The sequence below is a fragment of the Mycobacterium sp. NGS66 genome, from assembly GCF_059812225.1.
In genome coordinates this window covers 1-4,694 of the sequence record NZ_JCALCG010000030.1, presented here as the reverse complement: position 1 = coordinate 4,694, position 4,694 = coordinate 1, and the positions used below count along the sequence as shown (strand labels likewise).

The 4,694-nt window shown below is 55.3% G+C and carries 6 protein-coding genes and 1 pseudogene; 3 read left to right on the top strand and 4 right to left on the bottom strand.

Annotated elements, in window-relative coordinates; all coding sequences use genetic code 11:
• Positions 1-266: pseudogene (locus AC5Y2L_RS28430) on the top strand (IS1634 family transposase); the annotation flags it as partial.
• 97 nt (positions 267-363) lie between these two features.
• Here the strand turns inward: AC5Y2L_RS28430 and AC5Y2L_RS28425 are convergent.
• The 3 genes from AC5Y2L_RS28425 to AC5Y2L_RS28415 all read right to left on the bottom strand — a co-directional run bounded on the left by AC5Y2L_RS28425 (position 364) and on the right by AC5Y2L_RS28415 (position 3,599).
• The gene (locus AC5Y2L_RS28425) at positions 364-1,158 is read right to left on the bottom strand and encodes a pentapeptide repeat-containing protein (protein ID WP_499940059.1); all 795 of its coding nucleotides are present in this window, start codon (positions 1,156-1,158) and stop codon (positions 364-366) included.
• 139 nt (positions 1,159-1,297) lie between these two features.
• Positions 1,298-2,260: a pentapeptide repeat-containing protein gene (locus tag AC5Y2L_RS28420; protein ID WP_499940057.1), complete on the bottom strand. Its 963-nt coding sequence runs from the start codon at positions 2,258-2,260 to the stop codon at positions 1,298-1,300.
• Complete coding sequence (locus AC5Y2L_RS28415; RefSeq protein WP_499940055.1) at positions 2,244-3,599, bottom strand: WXG100-like domain-containing protein; 1,356 nt, start codon at positions 3,597-3,599, stop codon at positions 2,244-2,246. Before AC5Y2L_RS28415 ends, AC5Y2L_RS28420 begins: the two co-directional genes overlap by 17 nt.
• Before the next feature lie 127 nt (positions 3,600-3,726).
• On the opposite strand from AC5Y2L_RS28415, the gene AC5Y2L_RS28410 reads away from it, so the two are divergent.
• Positions 3,727-4,017, top strand: a complete 291-nt coding sequence (locus tag AC5Y2L_RS28410; protein WP_499940053.1) for a WXG100 family type VII secretion target — start codon at positions 3,727-3,729, stop codon at positions 4,015-4,017.
• 5 nt (positions 4,018-4,022) lie between these two features.
• Positions 4,023-4,322 carry a WXG100 family type VII secretion target gene (locus AC5Y2L_RS28405; RefSeq protein ID WP_499940051.1) on the top strand — a complete coding sequence of 100 codons (300 nt, stop codon included), beginning with the start codon at positions 4,023-4,025 and terminating at the stop codon, positions 4,320-4,322.
• A gap of 10 nt (positions 4,323-4,332) precedes the next feature.
• On the opposite strand, the gene AC5Y2L_RS28400 is transcribed toward AC5Y2L_RS28405, so the two are convergent.
• Positions 4,333-4,694, bottom strand: a 362-nt coding sequence (locus tag AC5Y2L_RS28400) for a YbaB/EbfC family nucleoid-associated protein (RefSeq protein ID WP_499940049.1), incomplete at its 5' end; no start/stop codon positions are given.

Here is a 4,694-nt window from a genome sequence, read left to right as displayed (position 1 = left end):
CCAAACACGACCTGCAAGCCCGCCCGATCTACCACCACCTACGCGAATCCATTGAGGCCCACCTGAGCATCGTGGTCGCCGCACTGGCCGTCAGCCACTACATCGAAACCCAAACCGGCTGGAGCATAAAGAAATTCGTTCGGACTACCCGCCGCTACCGAACCGTGAAGATCAAGGCCGGCAACAGAACCCTAACCGCCGCAGACCCACTACCCGACGACTTACGCACCGCCCTCACCAAAATCCGCGCCGACCGTGCGCACTAATTTGAGCCAAGTCGGGAAAACCGCCGACGACCTACTCGGCAAAATCAAACGTAAATCAATCAACAACACGCGACAGTAGACGCGGACGAGTGTAAGGCTACTGCGCGACTTCAAACACCGCCGAAAGCAATCTTTTCTGAGCCTCCGAAAGAATTCCGAAATCCAGTATGCCGACTGCGCCCTCGGGCATTACTGTCGCGGCTGTAAATTCTCCCTCAAAAATAAAAGCCAAGGCTAAAGCGCCTTCGCTTCCATTAGCTTTCAAGCGATCTAAAGCTACTCTGGCTTTAAGCGGAAAGTCATCTATTGCAACATAGCGTCCATTATTTGGAGGAATGAGGTTCCTGAAGTCGATTGCCAGAAAGCTTGTGTCCTCGATCCGGGCGGTTGAGAAATCACATCCTGCCATCTTATTCTCGCTAAGCCCTGCCAGCCCCCGATCATCAAATCGGCGACCATCGAAAATTACAGTCTTTATTTCGGCGTCACGGAAATCACAGTTTTCGAAGACTGCTGTGAGCGTTTGCGTCTGGTACCACTTGCTGCTCACGAATGAGCATCGGGTAAACCGGCCGTATTCAGTACTGACCTCCCGAAGATCGGCCCCTGAGAAGTCGCAGTCTTCATAGGCGGTCCCTGTCTTGCGTCCCTTCCCCTTAGCGCCCATAACAGTGTCTTTCAGGGATGTTGCGCTAAAGCTGCATCGATTGAGAATTGCAGAATACGCACGGTAGCCTGGTAATATCGCGTTATCGAATATGCAGTCTTCGAACTTGGAGTCGACAACGCGCCAGTCATGCAGGATCGACGAGCTCAGGTCAACGTTGCAAATCTTGGTGCGGTCGAACTCGTACGGTTTCGCAATCTTTGCGAGCTTCTCGTTAATACTCACACGCTCGGACTTCTCAGTAACGAGACCTCGCAAGTCGACTCGACCCCCAAAGGTCCCGTACGGCGATGTCGGCCTGGCCCGGAGTAATGAGTCCAAGACGAACGCAGTCGTCTCAGTGTCCCATCGCTCACGGAGTTCTTCACTTTGGCGGTACATGGTCTAGTTCGAAAACGGCGGCCAATAACTGAGCGTCTGTTCCCGACAATCCGCCAAAGTCAAGCATTCCGGTCGCATCTCTAGGAAGAAATTGTGCTGCAGCGAATTCCATGTTATAGCGGAACGCAAGCCAAGATGCATCGCGACTCCCGTTGGCCTTTAAGCGATCTAAAGCGATCTTGACTCGAGGTGGATAGTTGTCTACTAGTACATACCGCTCACCTCGCGGTGGAATGAGATTTCTGAAATCTATAGCTAGGAAACTTGTACTCTCTAACCGACTTGTAGAAAAGTCGCAACCCGCGAGTTTATTTTCGCCCAGCCCAGCCGGACCTTTGCTATCGAATCGTCGGCCATCGAAGAAGACCTCGCTAATATCCGCTTCACGAAAGTCGCAATTCTCGAAGACCGCGGTAAGCGTTCGCGTTTTGCGCCACTGACTTCCAGTAAACGCGCAATTTATAAAACTGCCGTGATCTGTATTAACGTCGCGCAGATCGGCACCCGTAAAATCACACACCTCGTATAAGCTGCCCGGCTTTTTCTCACTTTCCTGCGCACCTAACGAGGCTTCCCGTAGGAAAGAATCCCGAAATGAACATTCAACGAACTTCGCTGAATACGTCCGCAACGATGGAAAAGTCGAACTATCGAATAGGCAATTGCTGAAAGAAGTTCTCAATACACGCCATTCGGGCAATATTGAGTGACTGAGATCAACATCTTTTATCTCGATACCGGCAAATTCGTAGATCCTGGAAACGCGTTCGAAATTCTCATTGACCGGAATTCGCTTTGGCGTTTCGATGACAACACCGCGCAGATCGACGCGCCCTTCATGCGTTCCATGCGGCGACGTCGGCCGACCACGCAGCAATGCGTCAATCACGAAGGCCTTCGTTTCCTCATTCCACCGTTCTTGTAACTCTTTACTTTGGCGGTACATACGTCACTCCTCCTGGGGCATCCCAGAGTATTCCACCACCTGGACCTCCGTGTGTAGCTTCGTATTTAGCGTGTGCTGCCCACTGGTTCATTGTTGTCAGATCATACCAAGGAGCTTCCCCAAGCTTAGGTGCTCCGTTGACAAAGTCTGGACCGTATCGGAAAAGCCCGGTAGTAGTTAAATCATTCAGAGATACATCTTCGTTGACAAGCTTTTTAACTTGCGCATCAAGTACATTGCCTTTAAATGCATTATATAAATTCGGGTTATTCCTGAGCGCATCAATTTGTGCGGGACTGAAGCCGATAGTGCCGTTGTCAAAGTCGTTCAGTGCCTGCTTTGTGTAACTAACAAGAGCGTCTACATTCCGATCGACGTTGGAACGTTTCACAATCGCGCCGACCACGCCCCTGATATTTTTGACAACGTTCGCGATTATCTCTCGGGCTGCTTTCGCGACTCGCGCGGCCGCCCGTGCGAGTTCGATCAATTTTTCGATGATCCGAGCACACCGCCGAGCGACATTTATGGCTCGCGCGGCCATCGCCGCGTTTCCCCACAGCTCGCCGCCAACTTCAGCTAAAACGCCGAAAACGATCTCCCCGACGACGAATTCGGCCGCGAATTCTGCCAGCTCGTCAATCAGTTGCTGATGGGCGTCTCGGATTGCCTGGGCGAGATTGTTGCAGCTCGTGGCCATTTGCAGGCAGGCTTGACCGACCTGATCAAACTTGCCCTTCAGGTCATTAATGTGTGCGGTGGCCGCTGGGATTTCCGGGGACTGCTGTCCCGCCAGGTCATTCGCGGCCCACTCAAGGGAGGTATCACCGCTTTTGATGACGTTGAACGCCGACGTCCATGCTTGAGCGGCGGCTTCCAACTTTTCTGGACTGCCATTGGGCCAGACATACCCGACCCACTGCTGGACGTAGTGCCAGGCCGTGGCAATAGCACCGGTCGGCTCGCTGCCCCCGCCCCCGTACGCTGACGGAATACTCGGCACGGCTGTGGTCGAAGTGTCAGGTAGAGGCGCCGACGCGGGCGGCGGGCTCCCGTCAGCGGACGCGCGTTGGGCAGCTTGGTGGTTCAAACCGCTGGCCCTAATCAAGTCGGCGGCATTGACCGACATGTCGACCAGCCCGGCAAGACCCCCTGCGATGTCTTGGGCCACCGGGTCATAGCCGGCACTGAACTCCTGTCCAGTGTTATCTGAGCCAGCCATCCCCCCAGAGCCGGCCAGACCGTTCTTAAGCTGGTCCAGTGCACCATCGATGATCTGTGCGCTGAACCGCATCGAGGTTGACGAGTGGAAATACATCTCCGGGTCTACATCAACCACCCGCCACCCCCTCCAACCGGCCGCAACAACCGCACAAGCGCCCCGCGATCGCCGAAAGCGACAGTAGTGTAGACGACGTCATCAGGCATCACGGCCTGACCAGCTCGGCGATCAAGGGGCAGCAAGTATGGCAGAACAAGGCGGCGATGGAGTTCTCTATGTTCAGCCACGCGACGTGATTGCTTCAGCCAGGGACATCGACGAGGTGAACATGGACATCAAAGATGCTTTCATGCGCCTGAAAGCTGAGGGCGACGAGGTGATCAACGGATCCTGGACCGGCAGCGCGGCCAGCAAGCTTGACGAGGGCTGGCAGCAGTGGCAACAAGGCATCCACAAGATCGTCGTTGCGCTTGAGCATGTCACAGGCTTAGTCATCCACTCGGCCAACACATTTCAAAGCACTGACGAAGTGTGACAGCGATGGCGACGGGCAGCGACGACGCTTACACGGTTGATCTCGAGGCGCTCGACGACCTCATCACAGGGATGGGCCAATTCACCAAAGCCACGGATTCCAACGTCGACCTCATCGACGCCTACGTGGCACAAATGCCGTGGCAAGGCGAAACCGCGTGTGCCCACGCACAGTGGCAGGCGCAGTGGCGCGCTGGTGTCGAAGACCTCCAAGAAGGGCTCCGCAAGATCCGCGACAGCGCCAAAACCGCCCATGAGAACTACACCAGCGCGATCAATGCCAACCTGAAAATGTGGGGCCGATAACTCGGAGTCCTCAACGACCAATAGTGCGGCCCAATGGGTCCGAGCTCGGGTCCCACTCGGGTTTCTCCCAACCCGGACCCAGATCCTCTTCTTCACGTTCCCGGACAGCGCGCGGTTGCGGGGCTCGCAACGCCGTGATCAGCTTGCCGAAATCCCGGTCCAACTGCTCGAACATGTCAGCAAATTGCGGATTGGCGTCGGTGACCTGCTTGATCCGCTCGCGCACCTGTCGCACGGCGGACTCGCACGCCTCCACGTACGCCTGCTCGATCCAGGCGGCCAAACGATCGGAGCGCAACTGCATCGCTTGCGGTGTTAATTCCAGTCGCAGCAACCTCCCATGCGGTGACACGGTCACCTGCCCCACACCAC